23 protein-coding genes are annotated in these 26254 nt (G+C 72.0%); 9 read left to right on the plus strand and 14 right to left on the minus strand.

What is annotated here, in order from left to right; translation table 11 throughout:
* The first annotated feature begins 443 nt into the window (after nt 1–443).
* The 4 genes from ACRYCC_RS13995 (at nt 444) to ACRYCC_RS14010 (ending at nt 5156) form a co-directional block, all read left to right on the plus strand.
* Nucleotides 444–1811 carry an allantoate amidohydrolase gene (locus tag ACRYCC_RS13995; RefSeq protein WP_433811985.1) on the plus strand — a complete coding sequence of 456 codons (1368 nt, stop codon included), beginning with the start codon at nt 444–446 and terminating at the stop codon, nt 1809–1811.
* A 1-nt stretch (nt 1812) separates the two neighbouring features.
* Nucleotides 1813–3168 (plus strand): formimidoylglutamate deiminase, encoded by a 1356-nt coding sequence (locus ACRYCC_RS14000; protein ID WP_433811987.1) that lies wholly within the window; start codon nt 1813–1815, stop codon nt 3166–3168.
* A 126-nt stretch (nt 3169–3294) separates the two neighbouring features.
* Nucleotides 3295–4461 carry an imidazolonepropionase gene (gene hutI / locus ACRYCC_RS14005; RefSeq protein WP_433811989.1) on the plus strand — a complete coding sequence of 389 codons (1167 nt, stop codon included), beginning with the start codon at nt 3295–3297 and terminating at the stop codon, nt 4459–4461.
* Nucleotides 4462–4613: 152 nt separating this feature from the next.
* Entirely contained in the window at nt 4614–5156 is a 543-nt protein-coding gene (locus ACRYCC_RS14010) for a ferritin-like domain-containing protein (protein ID WP_433811991.1), read from the plus strand.
* A gap of 138 nt (nt 5157–5294) precedes the next feature.
* On the opposite strand, the gene ACRYCC_RS14015 is transcribed toward ACRYCC_RS14010, so the two are convergent.
* From ACRYCC_RS14015 to ACRYCC_RS14030, 4 genes are all read right to left on the minus strand, one after another.
* Nucleotides 5295–5780: a flavin reductase family protein gene (locus tag ACRYCC_RS14015; protein ID WP_433812184.1), complete on the minus strand. Its 486-nt coding sequence runs from the start codon at nt 5778–5780 to the stop codon at nt 5295–5297.
* Nucleotides 5765–7471: a signal peptide peptidase SppA gene (sppA, locus tag ACRYCC_RS14020; protein WP_433811993.1), complete on the minus strand. Its 1707-nt coding sequence runs from the start codon at nt 7469–7471 to the stop codon at nt 5765–5767. The genes ACRYCC_RS14015 and sppA overlap by 16 nt, the downstream gene beginning before the upstream one ends.
* A gap of 30 nt (nt 7472–7501) precedes the next feature.
* Nucleotides 7502–7987 carry a PaaI family thioesterase gene (locus tag ACRYCC_RS14025; RefSeq protein WP_433811995.1) on the minus strand — a complete coding sequence of 162 codons (486 nt, stop codon included), beginning with the start codon at nt 7985–7987 and terminating at the stop codon, nt 7502–7504.
* A 173-nt stretch (nt 7988–8160) separates the two neighbouring features.
* The gene (locus ACRYCC_RS14030; RefSeq protein WP_433811997.1) at nt 8161–9777 is read right to left on the minus strand and encodes a serine/threonine-protein kinase; all 1617 of its coding nucleotides are present in this window, start codon (nt 9775–9777) and stop codon (nt 8161–8163) included.
* Between the two features lie 224 nt (nt 9778–10001).
* Between ACRYCC_RS14030 and ACRYCC_RS14035 the strand changes: the two genes are divergently transcribed.
* Nucleotides 10002–10862, plus strand: coding sequence for an NUDIX domain-containing protein (locus tag ACRYCC_RS14035; protein WP_433811999.1), 861 nt, complete (start codon nt 10002–10004; stop codon nt 10860–10862).
* Here ACRYCC_RS14035 and ACRYCC_RS14040 read toward each other — a convergent pair.
* On the minus strand, nt 10855–11151 hold the full coding sequence (locus tag ACRYCC_RS14040) for a DUF397 domain-containing protein (RefSeq protein WP_433812000.1): 297 nt from the start codon (nt 11149–11151) through the stop codon (nt 10855–10857). The two genes, ACRYCC_RS14035 and ACRYCC_RS14040, sit on opposite strands and share 8 nt — an antisense overlap.
* A complete protein-coding gene (locus tag ACRYCC_RS14045) occupies nt 11148–12050 on the minus strand; it encodes a helix-turn-helix domain-containing protein (protein WP_433812002.1) in 903 nt (300 codons plus the stop codon). The genes ACRYCC_RS14040 and ACRYCC_RS14045 overlap by 4 nt, the downstream gene beginning before the upstream one ends.
* A gap of 179 nt (nt 12051–12229) precedes the next feature.
* Between ACRYCC_RS14045 and ACRYCC_RS14050 the strand changes: the two genes are divergently transcribed.
* Nucleotides 12230–12562, plus strand: coding sequence for a hypothetical protein (locus ACRYCC_RS14050; RefSeq protein ID WP_433812003.1), 333 nt, complete (start codon nt 12230–12232; stop codon nt 12560–12562).
* A gap of 167 nt (nt 12563–12729) precedes the next feature.
* Here the strand turns inward: ACRYCC_RS14050 and glgB are convergent, their stop codons facing one another.
* Complete coding sequence (glgB, locus tag ACRYCC_RS14055; RefSeq protein ID WP_433812005.1) at nt 12730–14934, minus strand: 1,4-alpha-glucan branching protein GlgB; 2205 nt, start codon at nt 14932–14934, stop codon at nt 12730–12732.
* A gap of 159 nt (nt 14935–15093) precedes the next feature.
* Nucleotides 15094–15873, minus strand: coding sequence for a GntR family transcriptional regulator (locus tag ACRYCC_RS14060; protein WP_433812007.1), 780 nt, complete (start codon nt 15871–15873; stop codon nt 15094–15096).
* Nucleotides 15874–15996: 123 nt separating this feature from the next.
* Between ACRYCC_RS14060 and ACRYCC_RS14065 the strand changes: the two genes are divergently transcribed.
* From ACRYCC_RS14065 to ACRYCC_RS14075, 3 genes are all read left to right on the plus strand, one after another.
* Nucleotides 15997–16209 (plus strand): hypothetical protein, encoded by a 213-nt coding sequence (locus ACRYCC_RS14065; protein ID WP_433812009.1) that lies wholly within the window; start codon nt 15997–15999, stop codon nt 16207–16209.
* Between the two features lie 270 nt (nt 16210–16479).
* Nucleotides 16480–17844 carry a GH39 family glycosyl hydrolase gene (locus ACRYCC_RS14070; protein WP_433812186.1) on the plus strand — a complete coding sequence of 455 codons (1365 nt, stop codon included), beginning with the start codon at nt 16480–16482 and terminating at the stop codon, nt 17842–17844.
* On the plus strand, nt 17841–19112 hold the full coding sequence (locus ACRYCC_RS14075) for a cytochrome P450 (RefSeq protein WP_433812011.1): 1272 nt from the start codon (nt 17841–17843) through the stop codon (nt 19110–19112). Before ACRYCC_RS14070 ends, ACRYCC_RS14075 begins: the two co-directional genes overlap by 4 nt.
* Before the next feature lie 176 nt (nt 19113–19288).
* On the opposite strand, the gene ACRYCC_RS14080 is transcribed toward ACRYCC_RS14075, so the two are convergent.
* From ACRYCC_RS14080 to ACRYCC_RS14105, 6 genes are read right to left on the minus strand one after another with little or no spacing between them, the layout of a single operon-like run.
* A complete protein-coding gene (locus ACRYCC_RS14080; RefSeq protein ID WP_433812013.1) occupies nt 19289–19639 on the minus strand; it encodes a hypothetical protein in 351 nt (116 codons plus the stop codon).
* Entirely contained in the window at nt 19639–21828 is a 2190-nt protein-coding gene (locus ACRYCC_RS14085; RefSeq protein ID WP_433812015.1) for a type 2 periplasmic-binding domain-containing protein, read from the minus strand. Before ACRYCC_RS14085 ends, ACRYCC_RS14080 begins: the two co-directional genes overlap by 1 nt.
* A 2-nt stretch (nt 21829–21830) precedes the next feature.
* Nucleotides 21831–23276, minus strand: coding sequence for a polysaccharide biosynthesis protein (locus ACRYCC_RS14090; RefSeq protein WP_433812016.1), 1446 nt, complete (start codon nt 23274–23276; stop codon nt 21831–21833).
* A 4-nt stretch (nt 23277–23280) separates the two neighbouring features.
* On the minus strand, nt 23281–24117 hold the full coding sequence (locus ACRYCC_RS14095) for a polysaccharide deacetylase family protein (RefSeq protein WP_433812018.1): 837 nt from the start codon (nt 24115–24117) through the stop codon (nt 23281–23283).
* On the minus strand, nt 24117–25169 hold the full coding sequence (locus ACRYCC_RS14100; RefSeq protein WP_433812019.1) for a glycosyltransferase family 2 protein: 1053 nt from the start codon (nt 25167–25169) through the stop codon (nt 24117–24119). Before ACRYCC_RS14100 ends, ACRYCC_RS14095 begins: the two co-directional genes overlap by 1 nt.
* Nucleotides 25166–26245 carry a GNAT family N-acetyltransferase gene (locus ACRYCC_RS14105; RefSeq protein ID WP_433812021.1) on the minus strand — a complete coding sequence of 360 codons (1080 nt, stop codon included), beginning with the start codon at nt 26243–26245 and terminating at the stop codon, nt 25166–25168. Before ACRYCC_RS14105 ends, ACRYCC_RS14100 begins: the two co-directional genes overlap by 4 nt.
* Between the last annotated feature and the right edge of the window lie 9 nt (nt 26246–26254).

Below are 26254 nucleotides of genomic sequence, written 5' to 3' on the forward strand. Positions count from 1 at the left end.
CGCGCCACCCGCACCCCGCACCCCGCAGCCCTGGGCTCGCGGCTTGCGACTCGCGATCAGCGACCCGCTGCCGCGACCAGGTGGCCCTGACCCGATGGCCCGCGACCTGATTGCGCGCGACGACCCGCGACCTGACGGCCCGCGACCCGATTGCCCGCGACCCGCGTCCGGGTGGCCAGGGGCTGATGGCCCCACTGCCCGCACGGAACCTCTCCGTGATCATGCAATCGTTCGTCGAACGATTGCGTGATCACGGAGGGGCGAAGGCGAAGGCGAGGAGCGAAGGCGAGGGGCGACGGTGGACGCTGAGGTCTGCGATCTTGTGGTCCTGCGGCTTCGGCCGCGTCCATGTGGTCAGGGCAAATGGTATGCAGGGAGCACAGCTGAGCCGCCGCGCCGGAGCCGGGTCTGACCGGGCACCATGCCGAACACTCTGGGGAGAGATGACTTTCGAGAAGATGTGGGCGGCGCTGCTGCCGATCGGGCGGGACGCGGCCACCGGTGGCTACCACCGGTTCGCCTGGACGCCGGCCGAGCTGGAATGCCGTGCCTGGTTCCTGGGTGAGGCGGCCGCCCGGGGTCTGGAGATCGAGCAGGACCGCAACGGCAACCTCTTCGCCTGGTGGTATCCGGCCGGCGCCGCCCCGCGGGCCGCGGGCGCGGACGGAGTCCGGGCCGGGGTCGTCACGGGCAGTCATCTGGACTCGGTCCCGGGCGGGGGAGCGTTCGACGGCCCGCTCGGCGTGGTGAGCGCGCTGGCGGCGGTGGACCTGATGCGCGCCCGGGGCGTACGGCCCGTGCGCCCGATCGGGATCGCCGTGTTCGCCGAGGAGGAGGGCGCCCGGTTCGGGGTGGCCTGTCTCGGCTCCCGGCTGCTGACCGGCACGATCGACCCGCGGCGGGCCCGTGACCTGCGGGACGCCGACGGGATCGGCTTCGGCGAGGCACTGGCCCGTGACGACGGCGGGTGGGCGGCCGGATCCGGTCTGCCGGCCGGCGGGCCCGACCCGGCGGCGATCGGCAGGGACGAGGATCTGCTGAGCCGCATCGGGTGTTTCGTGGAGCTGCATGTCGAGCAGGGCCGGGCCATGGACGCCCCGGTGGGGGTGGCGAGCGCGATCTGGCCGCACGGCCGGTGGCGGTTCGACTTCGGCGGGCAGGGCAACCACGCGGGTACGACCCGGCTCGCCGACCGGCGCGACCCGATGCTGCCGTTCGCCCACACGGTGCTGGCCGCCCGGGCCGCCGCCGAACGCCATGACAGCCTGGCCACCGTCGGCAAGGTCACGGTGGTCCCCGGCGGGGTCAACGCGATCCCCTCCAGCGTGACCGCCTGGCTGGACGCCCGGGGCCCGGACGACCGGGCCGTGCGCGGCACGGTCGAGGAGATCGCCCGGGCCGCCGAGCTGGCCGCCGGGGACCACGGCGTCACGGTGCGGCTCGGCGAGGAGTCCTACACCGCCGTGGTGGCCTTCAACACCGCCCTGCGCGACCGGATCGCCGGCGTGCTCGGATCGGCCGGACCGGCCGGACCGAACGGCACGGCCGGACCGAACGGCACGGCCGGGTCGAACGGCACGGCCGGATCGGACCGCCCGCCGGTGCTGCCGACCGGGGCGGGCCATGACGCCGGCATCCTGTCCGCCCACCTCCCCACCGCGATGCTGTTCGTCCGGAACCCCACCGGGGTGTCCCACGCGCCGGAGGAGTACGCGGAGATGGCGGACTGCCTCGCGGGCGTCGAGGCGCTGGCGGCCGTACTGGAGGATCTGGCCTGCGACCAAGGCCAGGAACAGGCGCATTATGGGTGATATGAAGTGGCACGCCGAGCTTGCCTGGCTGGGCGATGAAGTCGCCGCCGATGTGCTCCTGGAGGCGAGCGGCGAGCGGTTCACGGCCGTGGCCGCCGGTGTGCCGGCTCCCGAGGGGGCCGTCAGGCTTCCCGGGCTGACCCTGCCCGGCCTGGCCGACGCCCACTCGCACGCCTTCCACCGGACCCTGCGCGGCCGGGCCCAGGTGGGCAGCGGGACCTTCTGGACCTGGCGCGAGCAGATGTACCGGGTGGCCGCCCGGCTCGATCCGGACTCCTACCACGCCCTGGCCCGGGCCGTGTACGCCGAGATGGCGCTGGCCGGGATCAGCTGCGTGGGCGAGTTCCACTACCTCCATCACGGGCCGGACGGCGTGCCCTACGGGAACCCGAACGCCATGGGCGAGGCGCTGCTCGCGGCCGCCGCCGACGCCGGGATCAGGATCACCCTGCTGGACGCCTGCTATCTCGCCGGTGGCATCGGACGGCCCCTCGAGGGCCCGCAGCTGCGGTTCGGGGACGGCTCGGCGGGCGGCTGGGCACGGCGCCTGGACGCGCTCTACGACCACGTCCACAAGGCAGGCACTCCGCACGCCCGGATCGGGGCGGCGATCCACTCGGTGCGCGCCGTACCGCGTGAGCAGATCCACGCCGTCGGCGGCTGGGCGGTGGAGCACGACGCACCGCTGCACGTGCACCTGTCCGAGCAGCCGGCCGAGAACGACGACTGCCTGCAGGCGTACGGGATGACCCCGACCCGGCTGCTCGCCGAGAGCGGGGCGCTCGGTGCCCGGACGGTCGCCGTGCACGCGACCCACCTCTCCGGCGAGGACATCGGGCTGCTCGGCGCCACCATGACCGGCGTCTGCATGTGCCCGACCACCGAGCGCGACCTCGCCGACGGCATCGGGCCGGCCGCCCGGCTGAGGGACGCGGGGGCGCCCATCTGCCTGGGCTCCGACCAGCACGCGGTGATCGACCTGTTCGAGGAGGCCAGGGCCGTGGAGCTGGACGAGCGGCTGCTGACCCGCCGGCGCGGCCACTGGCACGCGGGCGAACTGCTGGCCGCCGCCACCTCCAACGGCCACTACGCCCTGGGCTGGCCCGAGGCCGGCCGGCTCGAACCGGGCTCCTACGCCGATCTGGTCACCGTGTCGCTGGACTCGGTACGGCTCGCGGGGACCAAGCCGGCGTTCGCCGCCGAGTCGGCGGTCTTCGCCGCCACCGCGGCGGATGTCCAGAATGTTGTGGTTTCTGGTCGCCAGATCGTCCGCGACGGACGTCATCTGCTGATCGACGACGTCCCCCGGGCCCTGACGGCCGCGATCGACGCCGTGACGGGGGTACCACATGAGTGAGGGGCGCCGTTCCGCGCGCAAGCCCGCAGGCATGTCCGCGGGCAAGTCCGCACGCAAGTCCGCACGCATGTCCGCACATAGGCCCGGCTCACCGGTGGCCGAGCCGCGATCTGGGGAGAGCGGCTCGTGAGCCTGCTGATCAGGAACATCGGGGAGCTGGTCACCAACGATCCCGGGCTGGGGGAGGGGCCGCTCGGGCTGCTGCACGACGCCGCCCTGGTCGTGCAGTCCGGCCGGGTCGCCTGGGTGGGCGGCTCCGCGCAGGCGCCGGCGGCCGACCACGCCTACGACGCGGCCGGCCGTGCGGTGCTGCCGGGCTTCGTCGACTCGCACGGCCATCTGGTCTTCGCTGGGGAGCGGGCCGCGGAGTTCGCCGCTCGGATGGCCGGGCAGCCGTACGGCGCGGGCGGCATCCGCACGACCGTGGCGGCCACCCGGGCGGCCACCGACGGGCAGTTGCGCGCCAACGTCCGGCGGCTGGTCGAGGAGATGGGGCGGCAGGGCACGACGACCGTCGAGTGCAAGTCCGGGTACGGGCTGACGGTCGCGGACGAGGAGCGGGCCCTTCGCATCGCCGCGGAGATCGCCGACGAGGTCACCTTCCTGGGTGCTCACGTGGTCCCCGGCGAGTACGCCCACGACCCGGACTCCTACGTCTCGCTGGTGATCGGGGACATGCTGGCCGCCTGCGCGCCGCACGCCCGGTGGATCGACGTCTTCTGCGAGAGCGGCGCCTTCGACGCCGAGCAGACCAGGGCCATCCTGGAGGCGGGGGTGAAGAGCGGGCTCACCCCGCGGCTGCACGCCAACCAGCTCGGCCACGGCCCGGGGGTCCAGATCGCGGTCGCCTACGGCGCGGCCTCGGCGGACCACTGCACCTACCTGTCCTACGAGGACGTGGCGGCGCTGGCCGGCTCCGCCACGGTGGCCACCCTGCTGCCCGGAGTGGAGTTCTCCACCCGCCAGCCCTACCCGGACGCGCGGCGGCTGCTGGAGGCCGGGGCCACGGTGGCGCTGGCCACCGACTGCAACCCCGGGTCCTCCTACACCTCCAGCATGGCCTTCTGCATCGCGGTGGCCGTCCGCGACATGTTCATGACCCCGGCCGAGGCGGTCTGGGCGGCGACCGCGGGCGGCGCCCGCGCACTGCGCCGCGGGGACGTAGGGCATCTGGGCGTCGGCGCCCAGGCGGACGTGCTCGCCCTGGACGCGCCGTCGTACGTCCATCTGGCCTACCGCCCGGGAGTGCCGCAGGTGGCGGCCGTCTGGAAGGCCGGTACCCGCGTCCACTGATCACCGGGGCCGCACCCGCAGGCCAGGCCGGTGCCGGACCGCCCGGCACCGGCAGGGCCGATCCGATGTGATCCGGCGCGGTTCGTCCTGGCAGGTATGGATACGCTCAGCCGGGTAGAAGGAATCTCGTTGGCATCACGAGGGAGAGAATGATGGCCGAGTTCCTGACCGATATCAAGACGCTCCGTGAGCGGGCCCGGATGGAGATCGACAAGGGTCCCGTAACGGCGGCGTACGGCGCTGATCTGCCGAGGGTCATCCAGGTGCTCAACGAGGCCTTGGCGACCGAGATCGTCTGCGTGCTGCGCTACAAGCGGCACTACTACACCGCGTCCGGCATCCACGCGGGCACGGTGGCGGCGGAGTTCCTCGAGCACGCCGCGGAGGAACAGCAGCACGCCGACCTGCTGGCCGAGCGCATCGTGCAGCTCGGCGGCGAGCCGGATTTCGACCCGGACACGCTCTCCACCAGATCGCACGCCGAGTACGACGCGAGCACCGACCTCATCGAGATGATCAAGGAAGATCTGATCGCCGAGCGGGTCGCGATCGCCTCGTACACCGAGATCGTGCAGTGGCTGGGTGAGGGCGACCCCACCACGCGGAGGGTCTTCGAGCAGCTCCTCGCCCAGGAGGAGGAGCACGCCGACGACCTGCGCAGCCTGCTGGAACGCCTCCCGGGTGAGATCAAGTAGGGCTCAGGCAGAACTCGAACAGAACTCGAGCGGCAGGAGAGCACGGCCGCCCGGGGCCGCAAGGGCCCCGGGCGCCGGCCTGCCGCGGGTACCCCGGCAGGCGCCGGTGCGCCCGGCCTCGCCGCGCGGGCGCTCGTCTCACAGGTAGCGGCGGTTGACCCGGACGAGCGGCTCGCCGCCCGAGATGTAGTCGATGGCCGGCACGTCGGCGAGGAACAGCACATGATCCCCGGCCGGGACGCGCTGCCGGGTGCGGCACTCCAGCGCGGTCAGCCCGCCGTCCACGATCAGGGCGCCGCTGAGCGGGCCCCGGTGGTGGGCCTCGTTGGCGATCAGCAGCCGGGCGCTCGGCCGCCCCTGCGCGGCGAAGCGGCCCGCCAGCGCGCGCTGGCGGGCGGAGAGCACGGTGGCCGCCCAGTGGTCCTGCCGGTGCAGCACCTCGCCGAGATAGGACTCCGCGTCCACGGCGACGGCGACCATCGGGGGCTCCACCGACACCGACATGAAGGCGGTGACGGTGGTGCCGATGTCGTCGCGGCCGTCGCGTACCGTCACCACGACCACCCCGGTCGCGAAGCCCGCGAGGGCGTCGGTGAACTCCTGTGGATTCAGCGGATGGTCCAGTCGCCGGGCAGCATCAGCGGGCCTGCGGAGGGCAGGCCCAGCCGCGCGGCCAGCCCGGAGATCGGGCCCCACGCCTCCAGCCGGGCGCGGGCGGCCGTGCGGTCCTCGCTGGACTCGGCGGGTCGCAGGCGCTCCAGCGGAGAGCTGTGCGGATAGGAGCGGACCGGGGCGTCGGCCGCCAGGCCGGCCCTCTTGCGGGCCAGCGCGACCGCCAGCTCCAGCCCGCCCAGCTCGTCCACCAGGCCGTTGTCCTTGGCGTCCGCGCCCGTCCACACCCTGCCGCGGGCCAGCTCGTGGACGCGGTCCTGGGACAGGCCGCGGCCCTGTGCGGCCTTGGCCGTGAAGTCGTCGTAGATCCGGTCCATGAAGAGGTTGAGCCGCTCCAGCTCGCCGGAGGTGAAGTCGCGGGTGGTGGTGAACATCCGGGCATGCGCGCCGCTCTCGACGCTGCCCATCTCCACCCCGATCCGGGACAGCAGGTCGCTGATCACCGGCTTGCCGACGAACACACCGATCGAGCCGGTCAGCGTGCCCGGCTGGGCGACGATCACATCGGCCGCCATCGCGACGAAGTATCCGCCGGAGGCGGCCACGTCGCCCATGGAGACGATCACCGGCTTGCCGGCCTCGCGGGCCCGTACGACCTCGCGCCAGATGGCGTCCGAGGCGACGTACGACCCGCCGGGGCTGTCCACCCGGAACACGATCGCCTTGACCTTGTCGTCCTTGGCGGCCGAACGGATGGCCGCGGCCATCGTGTCGGAGCCGATCGCGCTGCTCTGGCCGGGCAGCGGGCTGCGGCCGCTGCGCCCGAGCCGGATCGGCCCGTGCCCCTGGACGAGGGCGACGACGTCCGGCCGGGTGGCGTGCGGCAGCCGCTCCACCAGGCCGTGGGTGCGGTTGTAGCGGGAGACGTAGCGCAGCAGCGCCTTCTCGCCCACCTCGCGCCGGATGTCGGCGTAGACCTCGTCGCGGTAGCCGAGCCGGTCGACCAGCCCCTCCTCGAGCGCCTCCGGGCCGAGCAGCGGGCCGCGGTCGATCAGCTCACGGACCTTGTCCTCGGTCAGGTTGCGGGACTCGGCCACCCCGGCGACGATCTGCTCGCCGATCGAGGCCACCAGGCGGGCCGAGCTCTCCGCGTGCTCAGGGGTGTAGGAGGTCTCGGTGAAGCTGTTGGGCGCCGTCTTGTACTCGTGGCGCTTGATGAAGCGGGGCGTGACGCCCAGCTTGTCCAGCGCGCCCTTGAAGAACGGCTCCTCCAGTGAGACACCGGTGAGCCCCACGTCGCCGGACGGCTGTACGTACACCCGCTCGAACGCGGACGCCAGGTAGTACGGGACCGTACCGAGCCCGGTCTCGCCGAACGTCTCGGCCCAGGCCACGGTGAGCTTGCCGGACTCCCGGAACGCCTGGACGGCCGCGCGCAACTCCTGGGCCTTGGCCAGTCCGACCCCGCTGCCGACCTTGACGACCAGGGCCTTGACCCGCGTGTCGCCGCGGGCCCGGCGCAGCCCGTCGAGCACATCGCGCAGATGCGGTTTGCGCATGCTCAGCAGCGCCGCCAGCGGGTCCGGGGGAGCGCCTTCGACCAGCCCCTCGGTGAGGTCGAGCTCGAGGATCAGAGGGGCGGTGCGCCGATCGCGCGCGTCCTGGAAGAAGTGAACGACTTTGCCGGGATCCAGATCCACCATGCGCAACAGCCTATTCCGTCATCCGGCACATCAGCGGCGGGCGAAAGCCTGATTCGCCGTCACACTGGCGGTGGCCTGCGCGACCAGTTTTCCGGCCGCGTCGGTGACCGTGGCGTTGCACAGCATCCGGGTACGGCCCGGATGCACGCAGACGCCGACGACCGTATGGGTCTGGCCGGCCCGCACCGGACGCACGTAGTCGACGCTCAGGCTGAGGGTCAGCATCGGCATGAACACCTCGCAGGTGCTGGCCCCCGCCAGGCAGACCGCGTTGTCCAGGATCAGCGCGATGTAGCCGCCGTGCACGGTGCCGCCCGGGTTGCAGAGCTCCTCGGTCGGCGTCCAGGAGATCTCCACCCGCCCCGGCTCGGCCCCCGCGATCACCTGCCCCACGTGCGTCGCCACATGGGACATCTCGGGGAACCGGCCGTCCCCGATCGCCCGGATCAGCTCGGCCCCGCTCAGGGTGTTCCACAGATCCGGATCCAGGTCCTGCAGATCCTGCTCGACGCTCACTGACGCTCCTCGCTCGGGGCTGCTCCCCTCGAAGGGTAAACGCCGTTCATGGCGCACCCGGTGTGCCCTTCGTCACGCGCGCCCCGCCCGCCCCGGGCTCCGGCCGTGCTCCGCGGGCCCGGCCGTGCCCCGCGCCTTCGGGCGTGCGACGCATGTCCGGCCCTGCGCCCGGGTCAGCTCTTGCGGAGGGTGCCGCTGTAGGTCTCGCCGCTCCCGGCGAGCCGGTAGGCGAGGGTGCCGTCGGCGTTGCTCTGCAGGGTCACCGTGCCGGTGGGGCACTGGGTCTCACCGGCGAGGTTCAGGTTGATGCCGGAGCCGGTGTCGCTGCTGAAGTTCAGATCCCCGGTGCAGGCGCCGGTGGAGAAGGTGCCCGCCGAGGACCCCTTGGTCAATACGATCTTGACGTTCTGGCTGGACCGGTTGATCGCCCCGCCGGTGACCTGGCCCGTCCACGTGCCCGCGTAGGCGGCCGGGACACCGTCGCCGGTCCCCCCACCGCCCGCGCCGCCGCCCTTGCCGAAGAAGTACCAGCCGCCGATTCCGGCCGCGACCAGCAGGGTCAGCACCATCAGCATGACACCCCACCGGCTGCCGCCTTCGGCGCCCTCCTGCCGTTCCTGTCGTTCCTGCCGCTCGTCCGGTCGCCGCGGCGGGCGGGTCTCATCGAGCTGATCGACACCCTGCGGGCGCAGCAGCCCCTGGTTCCAGGGGACCTGCGGGCCGGGCGGGGGAGCCGGCGGAGGCACGCTCACCGGCGGGTAGGACGGAGCGGGCTCCTGCTGGTACGGGAAGGCGCCGACCGGCGGCGCGTACGGCAGCCGGTCCTGGTCCACCGGCTGGTCCGGCGGCGCGGAGTCCGGCACCGGGACGGGAGGGTCGCTCTCCTGGGGGACCTGGGTGACGTCCCGCCCGGCGCCCGGCAGGTTGAGCGCGTTCTGGGCGGCCTGGGCCACCTGCGCGACGGCCTCCTCCTGGCCCAGCCCCACGGAGGGATCGAGCAGCCGGTCCAGCAGCGCGCGGGCGGTCGGCCGGTTGGCCGGGTCCTTGTCCAGGCAGGTCCGGATGACCGTGAGCAGCTTGTCCGGCACCCCGGTCAGATCGGGTTCCCGGGTGACGATGGCGGCGATGATCGAGGAGAGGTTCTGGCCGTGGCCGAACGGGGTCCGCCCGGTGGCGGCGAACACCATGGTGCCGGCCCACGCGAACACGTCGGAGGCCCGCGAGGCGGGCTTGCCGTCCAGCTGCTCGGGAGCCATGTACGAGGGGGTACCGATCAGCTGGCCGGTGATGGTGTCGGAGTCGGCCTGCCGGGCGATCCCGAAGTCGACCACCACGGGCCCGTCCGGGCCCAGCAGCACGTTGGAGGGCTTCAGATCGCGGTGCACCACGCCGGCGGCGTGGATCGCGGTGAGGGCCGTCGCGGTGCCGACCGCCAGCCGGTAGAGCCGCCCTCCGGTCAGCGGGCCCCTGTCCTGCACCCGGTCGTAGAGTGAGGGACCCTCGACGTACTCGCTGACCACGAACGGCTGCGGGCCGTCGACCGAGCCGTCCAGCACCTGCGCGGTGCAGAACTCGTCCACCTGCTGGGCGGCGGCCATCTCCTTCTTCAGCCGCTTGCGCGCCTCCGGGTCGGAGGCGGTCTTGAGCACCTTGACGGCGACCTGCTGGTCGCCGTTGGCGGGGTCCACGCCGAGGTAGACGATGCCCTGGCCGCCCTCGCCGAGCCGAGCGGTGATCCGGAACCGCCCGAGCCTGCGGGGGTCCTGGGGCTCCAGCGGAAGCACGGACATGACGGGTCTCCTCAGACTCAAGCTGCGCCACCCCCCGACGGCGCTCTCTACCGTACTGAATCGGCCGGTCGAAATGCCCCCCGCAAGGTCGTTCGCCGGTCCCGGACCGCCCACATCCCCGGGCGGCGGCCGGGAAGACGGCCGGAGGGTGGCCGGAAGACGGCCCGGAGGTGGCCGGAAGATGACGGCCGCGGCCGATCGCGGAGCCACTAGGGTCTGGTCCCATGGGTGACGGCGACGGCTGGGCGCGCTGCGACCTCGGCCACGTGCACTGGGGGCGGTACGGCGCCGCCGGGCTGCTGGTCTTCCACCGCGAGACCGCCGGTGAACCGTACGTCCTGCTCCAGCAGCGGGCCTGGTGGTGCAACGGCGGGGGCACCTGGGGGATGTTCGGCGGCGGCAGGCACAGTGGAGAGGACCCGGTGACGGCCGCGCTCCGGGAGACCGCGGAGGAGTGCACCCTCGACGTGACGGCCCTGCGGATCCATGGCTTCACCGTCGACGATCACGGCGGCGGCTGGGGGTTCACCACCGTGGTCGCCTCCATGGCGAGCCGCCCGGACGTCGGGCCCGCCTCGATGGAGACCCGCGACGCCGCCTGGGTGCCCGCCGCCCAGGTCGCCGGGCTGAAGCTGTTCGCGCCCTTCAAGGCCACCTGGCCTAGAATCAGGACCACGATGTCCCGGCTGGTGCTGGTGGTAGACGCGGCGAACGTCATGGGCTCACGCCCTGACGGCTGGTGGCGTGACCGCGCCGGCGCCGCCGAGCGGCTGCGCGACCGGCTCGCCCCGCTGGTCGGCTCCGGGGTCACCGGGCTGCCCGCGGGCGTCCCCGCGGCCGACCGGGCGTTTCCCGAGGTCGTACTGGTCGTGGAGGGCGCCGCCCGGCACGTTCCCGGCACCGAGGCGGTACGGGTTGTCCCGGCCAAGGGCAGCGGCGACGACGCGATCGTCGAGCTGGTCGCCGAGCGGGAACCGGACACCACCTATCTGGTCGTGACCGCCGACCGGGAGCTGCGGGCCCGCTCCGAGGCCGAGGGGGCCAAGGTCACCGGCCCCGGCTGGCTGCTGGACCGCCTCAGCTGACCGGTACCGCCTGAGCTGACCGGACCCCGCCGGGTCGACCGGGACCATCCGAGCAGACCGGGACCGGCCGGGCTGCACCGCCTGAGCCGAGGGGCCCGGCCCGGCGGAGGCCGGCGAGGAAGCGGCTCCAGGCCGGGCGGCCGAAGGTGAGCACGGGGCCGCAGGGGTCCTTGCTGTCGCGGACGGCGATCACGCGCCCCAGCGCGGCCACCTCGACGCAGGAACCGCCGTTTCCACCGCTTCGCCGTGACCTGCGCCAGCCAGCGCGGGGGCGTTCGGCACCGGTCACTCCCGGGTCCCCCCGTCGTCCGTGCCCCTGTCGTCCCCGGCCATGGTGGTCGCGACCCGCCTGACCAGGTTCCGGGACTCGTCGTGGCCGAGTGCCCGGGCACGCAGATGCTCGAACGCCCGTTTGTGGTCCTCGACGTCGGCCGGCCTGTCCAGGCAGAGGCCGCCGGTCCGATGCTCCAGGTAGGCGAGGTCGTAGGTGAGGTCTCCGCCGATCGGGATGGACAGGACCGCGAAGCCGCCCGCCTGCATCGCCGGATGGGCTCCCGCGGTGAACGGCAGCACCTGTACGGACACGTTCCGCTCGCGGGAGACCGCCAGCAGGTGCGTCAGCTGGCGGCTCATCGTGCCGGGGCCGCCCACCTGGTGGTGCAGGACGGCTTCGTGTAGCACGAACGACAGCCGCGCTCCGGTGCCGTCGCGCAGCCGCCGCTGGCGCTCCATCCGGACGGCGACCCGGCCGGCGGCCTCCCGCTCGGACGGCGGTGACGGCTCGGCCCGCACCATCGCCCGGGCGTACTCCTCGGTCTGCAGCAGGCCGTGCACGGCCGCCGGCTCGTACAGCCACTGGGTCGTGGCCTCGGCCTCCATGCCGAGGTAGACGTCGAAGCCCGGGAGCATCGAGTCGGCATGGGCGTGCCACCAGTTGCGCCGGCGGGCCTCCTTGGCGAGGACGCGCAGGGCCTGACGCTCGTCGGCGGAGGCCTGGTACAGCTCCAGGAGCTTCTCCAGCACCCGCTGGCTGACCGAGACCTGGCCGGTCTCCATCCTGCTGATCGTCGAGTCCGTGCGGGCGACCTGGTCGGCGGCCTCCAGCATCGTGTGACCCGACCGGTTGCGGAGCCGGCGCAGCTCGATCCCGAGCCGCAGCTTGCGCACCGTCGGGCTCTGTTCCGTCATCGCCTGCTCACCTTCCGTGTCGTACGGCCAGTGTGCTGAGCGGGCGCGGCGGCGGCAAGGGCTTTCCCGCGGGGTTCCGAGATGCAGTTGCATATCGCGCCTGCACCTGCATATCGTACGTTGAGTAGTCATACGACTACACAGAGTCCGGGGGTGCGTGTGAACCGAGGTGAGCAGCGATGTCCGAGGCCGAAGCACGGCGACAGATCGAGACCTGCCTGGCCGAGCTCCACCGGCATCTGGAGGGGCTCGGGGTGACGGTGACCCCGATCCGCGACGAGGAGGGGCGGGCCTGCCTGGAGGTGTACGACCGGTACGCCCGGCGCCGCCGGGTGCAGGTGTTCGCGCAGTTCTTCTGGTTCGTCTGGGGCGCGGACCACGATGAGCGCGGTTCGGTGTTCCAGCCCGCGCAGATCGCCGAACGGCTCGCCCGTCTCGCGCTCGGGCCGGGCTGGCTGCCCGAGCAGGACCCGGGCGACCTCACCCGGGCCCTGCGGCGGTTCCTCCGCTGAGGGCAGGAGCCGACGGCCACCGCCGGCCGGGCGCCGGGGGAACGACCCGGCGGCGGTGGCCGGGCGGTGGTGGGCCGGGCGGTGGTGGCCGGGTGGTGGTGGGCCGGGCGGTGGCCGGGCGGCGGGGGATGGCCGCCGCCCGGTCGTGCAGGAGTCTCGAGCCGGCCCTACTCGGGCACCAGCCAGACGGCGCCCAGCGGCGGCACCCGCAGGACCGCCGAGGCGGGCTGGCCGTGCCAGGGCTCGTCCAGCGCTTCGACCTGGCCGAGGTTGCCGACCCCGCTGCCGCCGTACTCGAAGGCGTCGGTGTTGAGGATCTCGCGCCACCGGCCGGAGGAGGGAAGGCCGACCCGGTAGTCCTCGTGGGGCTGACCGGCGAAGTTGGTGACGCAGGCGAGCACGGAGCCGTCCGAGCCGTACCGCAGGAAGGAGAGCACGTTGCCGGCGGCGTCGTTGGCGTCGATCCAGCGGAAGCCCTCGGGGTCGTTGTCGCGGGTCCACAGCGCGGGCGTCGACCGGTAGGCCCGGTTGAGGTCGCGGACCAGGCCCTGCACGCCGGAGTGATAGGAGTCGTCGAGCAGCCACCAGTCCAGCGACCGCTCCTCGGCCCATTCGCCGCCCTGGCCGAACTCACCGCCCATGAACAGCAGCTGCTTGCCCGGATGCGCCCACATGTAGGCGAGCAGGGTGCGCAGGTTGGCGAACTTCTGCCAGGTGTCGCCGGGCATCTTCCCCAGCAGCGACCCCTTGAGGTGCACCACCTCGTCATGGGACAGCGGCAGCACGTAGTTCTCGGAGAACGCGTAGACCAGCGAGAAGGTGATCTCCCCGTGGTGGTAGTTGCGGAAGATCGGCTCGTGCTCCAGATAGCCGAGCGTGTCGTGCATCCAGCCCATGTTCCACTTGAAGCCGAAGCCGAGACCGCCCAGATGGGTCGGGCGGGAGACGCCGGGCCAGGCGGTGGACTCCTCGGCGATCGTCATGATCCCGGGCGAGCGCTTGTAGCAGGTGGCGTTCATCTCCTGCAGGAACGAGATCGCCTCCAGGTTCTCCCGGCCGCCGTAGACGTTGGGCGTCCACGAGCCCTCCTCGCGGGAGTAGTCGAGGTAGAGCATCGAGGCGACGGCGTCCACCCGCAGCCCGTCGATGTGGAACTCCTCCAGCCAGTACGAGGCGTTGGCGACCAGGAAGTTGCGCACCTCCGAGCGCCCGAAGTCGAAGACGTAGGTGCCCCAGTCGGGATGCTCGCCGCGCAGCGGATCGGCGTGCTCGTAGAGCGGCGTGCCGTCGAAGCGCGCCAGCGCCCACTCGTCCTTGGGGAAGTGCGCGGGCACCCAGTCGACGATCACGGCGATGCCGGCCTGGTGTAGCCGGTCGATCAGATACCGGAAGTCGTCGGGACTGCCGAACCGCGACGTGGGGGCGTAGTAGGAGGTGACCTGGTAGCCCCAGGACGGCCCGTACGGGTGCTCGGCGACCGGCAGGAACTCCACATGGGTGAAGCCGAGATCGGTCACGTAGCCGACCAGCTCCTCGGCCAGCTCCCGGTAGCCGAGGCCCTGCCGCCACGAGCCCAGGTGCACCTCGTACACGCTCATGGGCTCCTCCACCCACGAGCGGCCCTTGCGCGCGTCCATCCATTCGGCGTCGCCCCACTGGTGCGAGGAGCTGAACACCCTCGAGGCGGTCTTGGGCGGGACCTCGGTGGCCCGAGCCATCGGATCCGCCTTGCGGCTCCAGACCCCGTCGGCGCCGAGGATCTCGAACTTGTACGCCACGCCGTCGCCGACGCCGGGCACGAACAGCTCCCACACGCCGGTGGACCCGAGCGACCGCATGGGGTGGGCGGTGCCGTCCCAGTGGTTGAAGTCGCCGATGACCCGGATGCCGCGTGCGTTCGGCGCCCACACCGCGAAGCCCGTCCCGCTGACCGGCCCGAACGCGGACGCGTAGGTGCGGACGCGGGCACCGAGCGCCTGCCAGAGCTCCTCGTGCCGTCCTTCGCTGATCAGGTGCAGGTCGAGCTCGCCCAGCGTCGGCAGGTGGCGGTACGGATCGTCCTGGACGAGTTCGGGTCCCTCCCCGTATGTCACGGCCAGCCGGTAGTCCGGCACGGCCAGCGGCGCCGCGTCCGGCGCGCCCTCCGCCAGGGGCGTGCCCTCCGGCAGGGTGCCCGCGAAGACCCCCGCGTGCACGTGCCGCAGGGGGTGGCGGCCGCCGTCGGGCAGGACGACCTCGACGGTCTCGGCCAGCGGTCTCAGGGCCCGGACCGTGATGCCGTCACGGTCCCGGTGGGCGCCCAGGATCGCGTGCGGATCGTGGTGCTCGCCGCCGACCAGCCGGTCGATTTCTTCGCGCGTGACCCGTGCCATGGCGTCGGGGGCCTCCTCGTCCGTGAATCGCTGGATGTCGCAGGATCAGGTGTTCAACCTATGCCGTGCCCCCTGTGCGGCAGGTTTCACTTCGTACGGTTTGCGGGTTCTTGGCAAGAGTCCGGTCAGAGTCCGGATCAGGGGCCGATCACTCGCCGGTCACAGGTCGATGGAGTAGTCGAGGATCACCCGATCGGCAGGGATGACGATGTCGCGGCAGACCTCCAGCACCCGGCCCTCGGACAGCATCCGCCGGGTGATGGCGAAGACGGGGACGCCGGGGGCCATCCGGAGCGTCTCGGCCTCCTCCGGGGTGGGCATCCGCGACCGCACGGACTCCTCCACGCGCGTCGCCGGATGGCCGAGGAAGGCCAGCTGGGCGGGTGTGCCACCGGGCCAGGGCTCCCGGGCCGGATCCGCCACGGGAGTGTCGGCGACCACGTCCCACGGGAGGTAGTTGACCGAGATCTGCTGCGGGTTCCCGCGAGCGTAGAACACGAACCGGCGGCGCAGCAGCACCGTGCCCACCGGCAGTTCGAAGAGCGCCGCCAGTTCCTCCGCCGCCCGGACGCGGGAGTAGACGCGGTCCAGCCGGTACTCCTGCCAGGTGATCCGCTGGTCGTGGGTGAAGGAGGTCGCGGGCGCCGGGGGCGGTGACACCGCGCCGGGCTCCTGTCCCGTCTCGACCCGGTATCTGTCCATGGCGACCCGGCGGGCCGGTGGACGGACCTGGACGATCGTGCCGCCGCCACGGCGGGTCTCCACCAGGCCCTCTCCGCGCAGCAGTGCGATGGCCTGCCGGATCACGATCTCGGAGACGCCGTGGGTGGCGGCCAGCGCGGACATCGTCGGCAGCCTGGACCCGGGGGGATAGCCGCCGTCCCGGATCCCCTCCCTGAGTTCGTCGGCGATCCGGTGGTAGGCCGGGCGGTCCGGCATGGGCCTCACCTCCGATTCGGGCTACCGGCGGGGGGATGGTCCGCTTACGGACAGCTTGACGTCTCTCTGTCTGTGTATCACTTTCGTATACAGAAGGCATTCCTCGGGGAAGGGACTACCCAGATGGGAGACTTCGAGGATCTCAAGGCCGCCATCGAGGCCGAGTTCCCTGGCTGGCTGGTGTGGCGCAGCGATGCGGGTCGCTGGTACGCCACACGCAGCGGGGACCTGTCGGACGCACAACTACAAGCCGGATATGCGATGACCGTCGCCGCGGACGATCACTCCGGCCTCCGTCACCTGCTGGTCGGTCAGATGCGCGAGGACCAGATGTGACGCCTCGGGTCCCGGTCCGCTGACGGGGGCGGACCGGGCCCCGGGGTACAGCGGGGACGATAGATACCCCTGCTACTGCGGATACTGACCAGTGTCGGCCGGAGTAAGGTCCCGGCGGTTCACAGCAAACCGTGAAGTTCGAAGTCCGAACTTGCACCGATCCGGGGGCGTTCTAAGGGATGTGGCACGATCCGGCCGCCTGGCCGGGCCACCCGCTCTCAGGAGGGCTCCGTGGACGGCTCCAGCCGGACTAGCGTTACCCCCGTGACCATGCTCACGCCCCGGCAGGGCCGGCACGGGAAACGCCGCCGGCGCGCGCTGTTCTTCGTCGCGCTGATCGGCGGCCTGGCCGGGGTCCTCGCCGCGGCCGTCTTCCTGGCGCTCACCGGGGACGACGACGAAAAGGTCCCGGTGGGCACCGCCGCCAAGGAGGTCGGCACCGTCGCCGGCGGAGCGCCCGAGTCCTGGCCGGCCTGGGGCTTCACACACACCCAGAACAGCGCGGACGGGCCGCAGGGCTTCGACCAGGCGCGCGCGGCCCTCGCCGCCCGGCCGTTGGTGCAGGTGCAGTCGATCATGGGTTGGGGCACGGACAACCCGGAGCCCGCCAACGGCTCGTTCAACTTCGCCAGCCTGGACAAGCGCATCCAGCTGATCCGTGACACCAAGGGCACACCGGTGATCACCCTGTGCTGCTCACCCGACTGGATGAAGGGCGGCGCGCAGGGGCAGACCGACTGGTCGAAGCTCGAGACGGCCCCCTCGCCCCAGCACTACGACGACTTCGCACAGCTGGCGGCCAAGGTCGCCGCGCGCTATCCGGACGTCAAGTACTTCGTCGTCTGGAACGAGTTCAAGGGCTTCTTCGACAACGGCCGCAACCGCTGGGCCTACGAGGACTTCACGACGTTCTACAACAAGGTCTACACCGCGTTGAAGAAGGTGAACTCCGACATCAAGGTCGGCGGACCGTACATGGTCATGAACAGCAACGCCCCGAGCCACCCCGAGCGGTCGGCCGTCCGCGGCAGCTGGGGGAGCCTCGACCCGCGGGTCGTCGACGCGGTGCGGTACTGGATGAAGAACAAGAAGGGCGCCGACTTCCTCGCGGTCGACGGCTGGTCACTGCCCGAGCAGCGCGACGCCCCGATCGACGAGTTCGCCGTGCTCAGCAAGTTCTCCGACGTCACCAGGTGGTTGCGCGGGCTGGCCGGCGACCTGCCGATCTGGTGGGCGGAGTGGTACGTCGAGCCGGAGGGCGCGGGCTGGACCGACGAGCACCTCGGCGCCGTGCAGGCGGCCGCGATGATGGAGCTCATCAGGGGCGGCGCCGCCACCGCGCTCTACTGGAGCCCGCAGACCACGACCGCGACGGACTGCACGGGGTGCCTGTTCTCCGGCGCCCAGTCCGGGGGCAAGGGCACTCCCACCCTGACGATGTTGCAGAACTTCGCCAAATGGTTCCCCCCGGGCACCAAACTGATAGGCGTGAAGAGCAGCAATGCCGCGGTGCGGACGCTGGCGTCGCCCCGGCAGATACTGGCCGTCAACACCGGTGAGGGGCCCGCCACGAGCGAGGTCGACGGCAAGAAGCTCGACCTCGGCCCCTACGAGGTCCGCTGGATCGGCAGATGAGGAGATCCACCGTGGCGCCGGACTCCCCGCTCGCGGACATCGACCTCGTGAGCATGGAGTTCTGGGGCCGTACGCCCGCCGAGCGGCACGCCGCCTTCGCCCGGCTCCGGGCGCACGACGGCCCGGTGTTCTTCGCCGAGCCGCGGATCCCCCTGCTGCGGGCCGGAAAGGGCTTCTACGCGCTCGTCCGGCACGCGGACGTGCAGGCCGCGAGCCGCAACGCCAAGGTGTTCAGCAGCGAGCCCGCCGCGACCTCACCGGAGCCGCCCCCCTGGCTGGCGGCCGTGTTCGGTACCCCCATGGTCAACATGGACGATCCGCGTCATGCCCGGTTGCGGCGCATCGTCTCCCGTGCCTTCAGCCCCCGGATGCTGTCGAAGATCGAGGCGGACATCCAGGTCACCGCCACCCGCATCGTCGACGACGTCCTCGCCTCCGGTGCCGGCGACTTCGTCGAGCAGGTCGCCGCGCGGCTGCCCATCAACGTCATCTGCGCGATGATGGGCGTCCCCGAGGACCTGCGGCCGTACGTCCTGGACCGCATCGACGCGATGACGGAGTACTCGGGCGTGCGCGGATCGCTGCTGCACCCTCGCACGCTGCGGCTGCTGGCGGGCAACCTCAAGGCCATCGTCGACCTGCACCGGCTGGTCGCCCGGCTCGGCCGGGCCCGGCTGGAGGAGCCCGCAGACGATCTGGTCTCGGCCCTGGTCAACGCCAACGTCGACGGTGAGCGGCTGTCGGTCAAGGAGCTCGGCTCCTTCTTCGACCTGCTGCTCGTGGCGGGCAACGAGACGACCCGCAACGCCCTGGCCCACGGGCTGAAGCTCTTCACCGACCACCCGGACCAGCGGGCCCTGCTGCTGGCGGACTACGAGGCGCGGATCGGCGGCGCGATCGAGGAGATCGTCCGCTACGTCTCGCCGATCATCCAGTTCCGCCGGACTCTGACCGAGGACCACGAACTGGGCGGGCACACCTTCAAGGCCGGCGAGAAGGTGGTGCTGTTCTACCTCGCGGCCAACCGCGACGAGGACGTGTTCACCGACCCGGACGCGTTCGACATCACCCGCTCGCCCAACCCGCACGTGGGTTTCGGCGGGCCCGGTCCGCACCTGTGCCTGGGCGCGAACCTCGCCCGCATGGAGCTGAAGATCATGTTCCGTGAGCTGTTCACCCGGCTCCCGGAGATCCGCGCCACCGGCGAGCCCGAGCTGCTGCTGTCCAACTTCGACAACGGAGTGGTCCGCCAGCCCTTCGCCTTCTGATGCGCCTTATGTTGCGGGGGCGGGGTGCTGTCTTCCCGTCGCATTTGCCCTGACCACCGATACGCGGCCTGGGGCCGCTCGGCCGGTTGATTTGGTCGCGGCCGACGTGACCTCGTCGTTCGGCGGGTGGCCGGGACGGGATGCGGGTCCGGCGGGTGGCCGGGACGGGATGCGGGTCAGGGGTGGAAGATCCACTCGTCGTTCTCCTCGGGACCGGCGGCGGGGACGGCCGGGATCGAGGGGGCTGGCCGGCGGGGGACGACCGCCGGGAGTACGGGGGGCCTGCGGCGGGCCCGGTGCACGAGGGCCGCCAGCAGCATGAGGCCGGAGACCACGAAGACGGCGACGAGCCCCCAGCCGGGCGACCAGAGTCCCGTCACGAGCATCACCCCGGCCACCGCGCTGACCAGGGCGGGGCTGGCCGCGCTGGCGACGACCAGCCGGCCGATCGGGTCCAGCCCGGGGACGAGCGACCAGAAGGCGTAGGCCGGCAGGCCGAAGATGAGCAGCACCAGCAGCAGTGTCATCAGGAAATGCTCGCGAATCTCTCGACGATGACCGCCAGGACACCGATGAACAGCGGGATGGTCACCACGGTCAGCGGGCGGAGCCGCCGGTACTCGGCGGGGACGAACCGCAGCCTGCGCAGTTCCCGCGCCATCAGCACGCCGAGCAGCACCGGCAGATAGATCAGCCCCGCCGGGGTCCACGGCGAGGACCGCAGTCCCAGCCCGGCGGGCGCCGGCACGGGCGGGTTCGGCTCGGCAGGCGGGTTGCGCAGCGCGTAGACGGCGGCGTCGCGGTCCGCGAAGACCACCCTGATCTCGGGGGAGGCGGCCAGCGCGGCCCGCAGCCGGGTCCCGTAGTCGGCCGGCAGGCCGGAGGTGAGGTGCTGGTACTGCTCGTGGCTGCGGGTGGTGACGAAGAAGCCGCCCGGCCCCTGGGCCTTCATCAGGGTCAGGATCCGGGTGATGTCCGCCGGATTGTTGCGGTTCACCACCACCGGGGTCCTGGTGAACCGCTCCCAGCTCCGGTAGGACCACGGCATGACGGGTTCCCCGCCCACCGCCGTCGGGTCGTCCGCGCTGTACCAGACGATGCCCACGGCGCCCTTCGTCTGGCGCAGCGTGACGTCGAAGGCCTTCACGTCACTGGGATGCACCTGCTCGTAGGCCTCGTTGCCGTACCGCACGGTGAGAAAGCCGAACGTCATCAGCAGCCCGAACACCGAGGCGGCCAGGACGGCCGGCCAGTGCCTTCGCCGTCCGGCCCGCAGCCAGCCCAGCCGGATGCGCACGGCCGGGTCGCGCACCGCCGGGGCGTCGAAGGCCGCGGGGAAGAACAAGTACGAGATCAGCAGGCAGGCCGCCGGCAGCATGAAGAAGTAGATCCGCAGCGCCAGCTCGCCGCCGTAGTTCTGCAGTCCCAGCGTGGTGAACGGCACCAGCATCAGGACCAGGGCGACCCGGTCGTCGATGCCGCGCCAGCGGCGCCGCAGCAGGCCGAACCCGGCCAGCAGCATCAGCACCAGCGCGATGACGATGCGCAGCTTCTGGACCTCGGCCGTCTCCGGGCTGGTCTGGCTGATCCGGTCGCCGACGCTCTGGTTGAAGTTCTGCCAGAACTTGCCCAGGCCGCCGAGGAGCTCGCCCTTGCGGCTGGACCAGTAGGCGACGGTCATGAAGCTGACCCAGGCGGCGTAGATGACCCCGGTCAGGAAGGGCAGGCCGCGCAGGTTGCACCGGCGGGCCACCACCAGCCCGAAGCTGGCCGCCGTCATCAGGAACGGGGTGAGCTGGTGGTCCGCGGTGCCGACCACGATCAGCACCACGAGCAGGACGAACAGGATCCGCCGCTCCCGCAACGGCACCCGGGGGACCGGCAGCTCACCGGGGTCCTTGGGCCCGAAGAGCACGTTGTAGATCCGCCAGAACGCCCCGGTGCGCTCGGCGGTCTCCGCGCTGCGGCGCCGGCCCGAGCGGCGGGTCGACTCGTCCTGGTGACGGAACCAGTTGACCAGGATCGCCACGAAGTAGAGATAGAGCAGGTACGCGAACGCCTGCGGCGACAGGTAGTCCTGGCCCACCCAGTTGGCCACCACGAACAGCCATGCGGCGAACCACTTGGCCCGCCAGGTGGCCCGCAGCACCCGCAGGATGAGCATGTACGGGACCAGGTACATCAGCTCGGTCAGCGGCGGGGCCCAGCGCAGGATCGGCTCGATGTCGTTCTGCCCGACGGCCTTCATGAGGAAGGCGATGAACGCGAAGAAGCCCGGGGTGCTGAAGCGCGCGTCCAGCAGGGCGTCGGTGGTGTGCGTGCGGGCGATGTACTCGATCAGCCCGGCGTGCTGCCAGGCCGTGGGGAACCGGGCGTACGCCTCGAGCGACTGGGCCACGGTGTGCAGGGAGAACAGCAGCACCAGGATCTGCACGGTCAGCAGCATCCGGTGCGGCCGGCTGAAGCCGAGGGTGAGCAGGAACGCCAGGACCAGCAGGACCGCGCCGAGCAGGGTGAGGACCGGCAGCACCCCGATCAGCCCGTAGCCGTTCATGGCGTCGAGGTGCACGCCGCCCAGCGGGGCCCAGAACAGCGTGGTGCCCACGGCCACGAGCAGGCTCACGCCCAGCACGGGTCTGCGGCGGAGGTGGTGGTGGCCGGGGTCGGGCGGTCTGGAGGGAACCGCCTCGACGTTCTCAGCCTCGCGAGCCGTCACGCTCAAGTGATATCCCGCTCGGGTCCGGTCGCGGAAGGCCGCGGTTCGATCTCGTCGCCCGGACCGGCGTCGCCCCCGCCGTCGACAGAGCCGTCGCCCCCGCTGTCGACAGAGCCGTCGGCCGCGTCGCCGGGAGCGGGCGCCGCCGCGGCCCGGCGCAGCGCCGGATAGATGAAGGCGGCGACGGCCGTGTTCACCCCGAGCACCATGAAGCCGATCGTGATCAGCCGGGACGGGTCGATGAAGGCGAAGACCAGCGCCAGCACGCCGAGGAACCGCAGCCCCTGGAGCAGCGCGATCAGGCGGGTCCGGGACTGGACCCGCAGCACGCCGCAGTACAGCTCGATCAGCGCCTTCGGCAGGGTCGCCACCGCCAGGATCTGCAGCAGCGGGGCGCCCTTGGCGGCGTAGCCGTGACCGAGCACCCCCAGCGCGAACGGAGCGCACAGCACCACCAGCACGATGACCGGGATCAGCAGCGTGTACGTGCGGCGCAGCGCCGCCCGGGTGGACCCGGCCAGCACGGTGGCGTCGAAGGAGCCCTCCACCGTCAGCGACAGCGACAGCGTGAGCGCCAGCAGGTCGAGCATCATCCCCAGCGCCCAGGCCATCTGGAAGTAGGCGTTGCTGGTGGAGTCGATGTGCGCCGCCACGATCACCGGGATCAGGCTGATGGCGGCGTACTGGAAGAGGCCGCCGAGGTAGCCGCCGCCGAGGTACCGCCAGATGTCACGGTAGGTGGGCCGGTCGCCACGCCCGGAGTTCAGCCGGGCGTGCGCGGGGACGAGCCGCCCGAAGATGAAGGCGTTCACCGGCACCAGGGCGACCATGACCGGGATGAACCACGAGAGCACGACCCCGTCGTGCGGGAAGGACATCGCCAGCACGAGCAGCAGCACGAGCTTGGTGGCGCCGAACACGGTGTTGACCACGGGCACCCAGCCGGCCCGGCGCAGGCCGGTGAAGACCCCCTCCTGCTGGTTGAACAGGTTCCACGCGACCGCCATGGCGATGAACCACAGCCCCGGCCAGAACCCGTGCAGATGCTGGAACGAGGGGCCCCACCAGTCGAGGGTGAGCAGGAATCCCAGGCCGAGCAGCGCGGCGGCGCCGGCCCCCAGGGCATAGGCGCCGGCGACCAGCAGCCCCGTCTTGCTGGCGCTCTGCGGGATGAACCGGATGAGCAGGAAGTTCAGCATCGTGACGCCGCCGACGAACATGATCGCCTGGATCTCGGCCCAGTTGCGGCCGACGTCGGCGTCGCTGTAGGCGACGGCGCCCAGCGTCCAGTAGGCCAGTCCCAGCAGGCCGGTGAGCCCGCCGTTGGCCATCAGGGCGTAGGCGTTGCGGAAGAGCGGGTTGGCCAGCTCGCCGCGCAGGGCCGACAGCCGCCGCGGGGCCTGGATCGGATCGGACGCTCCCACCGGATCGACTGCGGGATCCACCATGGGTTCAACCATGACGGTTCGGCCGGCGTACTGCATAGCGCGTTCTGCGCACGATCGCGTATCCCTTCGTGAGCGCCCGGTCCCGCAGGTACGCCAGCGGGACGCCCCGGCCCTCCACGACCCGGCCGAAGCGCTCCAGGGACGTCGACCACCGCACCGTGAGCCGGGGGAGGGCGAGCTCGTCGTGCCGGCCGGCGGCCAGATCGTTGGCGACCGCGCAGGCGGCCTCGTAGCCGGCGGCGCGCACCTCCCGCCGCACCCGGGCACTGGAGTAGCCGTAGGGGTAGGCCATCGTGGTGACGGCGCGGCCCAGCCGATCCTCGAGCGCCTCCTTGTTGCGGGTCAGCTCGTCCCTCAGCGGCCCGTCGGCGAGCTGGTCGAGCTGGGGGTGGCTGTGGCTGTGCCCGCCCATCTCCACGCCGTGCTCGACGGCCTCACGCACCTGGCTCCACGACAGCATCCGGTCCAGCGGCCGGCCCGCCGCGTCCGCGCCCGCGTCGGCCAGCCAGCCGGTGGTGACGAACACGGTCGCGGGGAAGCCGAGGTCGTCGAGCACGCCGAGCGCGTTCTGGTAGAAGTCGGCGTATCCGTCGTCGAAGGTGATGACCACCGGCTTGTCCGGCAGCCGCCCGCCCGAGCCGTAGCCCGTCCCCTGACCGGAAGGGTCCTGCGGCGACCGCAGGAGCGCGGCCAGCCCGCCGAACGACAGGGGCGTGAACCCGCGGTCCTTGAGCAGGGCCATCTGGTCGGCGAAGGCACCGGGCCGGACGGCGAGCGGGGCGGTCCCGGGCGCCGGCCGCTCGTGGATCGAGTGGTACATGAGGATCGGGACCCGGGTCATTACGCGGTGTCCCCGGTGCGCGCGCCCGCCCGGGCGTGGCCGGCGGCGCCGGCGCGGCGGGCGGACACGGTGCCGACGGCATAGCCCCAGGCGGTGTAGCCCAGGCCGATGGTGATGGCACCGGCCCGGCCCAGCCCCGCCGGGTCGCCGCGGAAGGTGTCCCCGACCCCCCGTACCGCGCCCCGGGGCAGCGTCCTGAGCGCGTGGGCACGCTCGTTGGCCAGGCCGTCGCCGCTGCCGACGCTCTGCGCCACCAGCGCCTTGGACAGCCCCTCGGCGAAGCAGCGGGTACGGAAGTAGCGGAAGCGGGCGCGTTCGGCGGGGACCCGGTGCCAGATCACCGCGCGGTCGTCGAAGAGCATCACCGCGCCGGGGCTGCGCTGGCCCAGCCGGATGCAGAACTCGGTCTCCTCGCAGCCCAGCGGCCGGTTCTTGTGGTGGGTGCGGCCGATGCCGGAGTGGAAGCCGCCGGTGATCTCGAACGCCTCCCGGCGGAACGAGGCGTTGCCGCCCAGGACGTTGCGGACCGGACCGGCCACCATGCCCCGGTAGGTGCCGCCGACGGTCCAGTCGAACTCCTCGGGGAACCAGCGGGGGCGCCGGCCGACCTCGGTGTGCTCGCGGAGCAGGCCCGCCTGGTCCTGGTGGATCTCGCGGGCGGTCGGGGAGCCGGGCCACAGCGACAGGGTGCGCCCGCCGACCGCCATGACCTTCTGGTCGGCGTACCCGGCCGCGAAGACGGTCAGCCAGTCCCGGTCGGCCACCGCGTCGTCGTCGAGGTAGGCGACCACGTCACCGCCCGCGCGGGCGGCTCCGGTGTTCTTGCCGCCGGACAGCCCGCGGCCCTCCTGGTTCTCGATGACGACCACGTCCGGCAGCGCGTGCCGGAGCCTGCCGAACAGCTCGGGATTGTGGTCGACCGAGACGATGATCTCGTACGGCTGGTGGCGCTGGGCGCGGACGGACGAGACCGCGGCGAGGATGTCGTCCCAGCGCTTCTCGGTGAAGACGCAGATGACGACCGAGATGGAGGGGGTCACGGGGACGGTCACCTGGACCTCGTCACGAGGGCGCGCGCCTTCGCGTAGGTCTTGAGGACCTTGTCGGCGCGGGCGTAGAGCCGGGGATTGTCGAGTGCGGCGTTGCGGGCGCGGCTGAGCGGCACGGTGCGCACCCAGTGCACGCCCGCACCGGCGGACGGCCGGGTCACCCGGCCCTCGGCGATGGGGATCTCGCGGCTCTTGAGCCACTCCTTGAACTCCTTGCCCCCACGGCCCATGGCGATCTCCGTGACGCCGTGCTCGGCGCAGCCCTGGGCCAGCCGCAGGTGCCCGATCATGCCGGGGGAGTACCTGGCGTACGCGGTGTCGTAGGCCGGGAACCAGCCGGCCATCACGGGCCCGTTGCGCAGCCCGAAGTGCATCGACACCGGCTTGTCGCCGGCGGACAGCACGCTCAGTACCCCGAATCCGCTCTGGTGGAAGTGCTCCATCAGCCGCACTATCAAGGGCCGTGCGAACCGGTCGGTCCGCCCCGTGCGGTTGTACTGATCGGACTTCCAGGCCATCAGCAGGCGGAGTTCGGCCGGGTCGGCCGAGGAGAAGGTGTAACGCACCTCGCCCTCCTCCCGTCCGAGCTTGCGCTCCTTGTAGCGGATGGTCTTGTGCGTCTTGGGCGCCAGCTTGCGGGCCTCTTCCTGGTAGACGCCGAAACCGGCGCTCAGGTCGATGATCGGCTCGACTCTTTTGACGGTCTGGTACGGCGCGAACATCCGCTGGTGGCCGAGCAGGTGGTCGAAGTCCCACACGCCCAGCCCGCACGCCTTCAGCAGCGCCCGCGGGTCCAGGTCGAGGTCGGGGGCGGCGACGATGCCCTGCAGGTCGGTGAGGCCGAAGCCGACCGGGTGCCCGATGCCCGGTGCCTGCTTCTCGTAGGGGAAGAACGCGACAACGTCCGGGCCATCGCTGACGACGGCGACCCGGACGTTGGGGCGGAGGCGGCCGACTCCGAGGGTGAACTCCGGTGCGAGGAACGGGTTGCCCAGCAGCGGGTCGGCCTGTTGCAGAGCCCGCCATCGCTCGACCTCGGTCTCGCCGAGGTCGAGCGGGTGGGCGACGTCTATCTTCATCGGGTGATC

The sequence above is a fragment of the Actinomadura scrupuli genome, assembly GCF_050971785.1.
Lineage (GTDB): Bacteria > Actinomycetota > Actinomycetes > Streptosporangiales > Streptosporangiaceae > Actinomadura_E > Actinomadura_E scrupuli.